The organism is Sphingomonas sp. LH128 (assembly GCF_000293195.2).
GTDB lineage: Bacteria > Pseudomonadota > Alphaproteobacteria > Sphingomonadales > Sphingomonadaceae > Novosphingobium > Novosphingobium resinovorum_A.
In genome coordinates this window covers 1-672 of the sequence record NZ_ALVC01000473.1, presented here as the reverse complement: position 1 = coordinate 672, position 672 = coordinate 1, and the positions used below count along the sequence as shown (strand labels likewise).

Genomic DNA, 672 nt, shown 5'->3' with positions numbered 1-672 from the left:
CCTGCCGCAGGGCAGAAAATGCCACAGGCCACACCCGCCATGAACGACGATATCGCAAGCTCATTTGGATTCCCAGCAGTCGGCCGCAAGAAAATAACAGCTGCGTTCGACGGTGGCCGGCTTACCTCGGATGGCGGTGTTCTACTGCTTGCACAGGCCGAGCGCGCGATGGGGATTTGCCAGCGCCTGGCGGCTTGTATTGCCGATCCGCGCGATACGGCGCGGGTGATCCATCGCCTGGATGACATTCTGCGTGCCCGTGTGTTCGCGATCGCGTGCGGCTATGAGGATGCCGATGATCTCGATGCTCTGCGCGACGATCCAGGCTTCCGCCTGGCGCTCGGCAAGCTGCCGGAATCGGGCGCGGGGCTGGCCAGCCAACCGACGATGAGCCGGTGGGAAAATGCACCGACTACGCGCGAACTGGCCAGCATGATGGCCGCGATGATCGACATCTACTGCGCCAGCTATCCCGCCCCACCGACAGCGGTCACGCTGGATATCGACGACACGTGCGACGTCGTGCATGGCTATCAACAGCTCTCGTTCTGGAACGGGCATCATGGGGAGCGCTGCTTCCTACCGATCCATATCTACGACACCGCGACCGGCAGGCCGGTGGCCATGCTGCTGCGCACGGGCAAGACGCCTTCTGGAAAAGAGGCGGCGGGG

1 pseudogene is annotated in these 672 nt (G+C 63.4%); it reads left to right on the top strand.

Going from position 1 to position 672, the window contains the following annotated elements:
• Nucleotides 1–18: 18 nt before the first annotated feature.
• Nucleotides 19–672, top strand: a pseudogene (locus LH128_RS28715) (IS1380-like element ISSp1 family transposase); the annotation flags it as partial.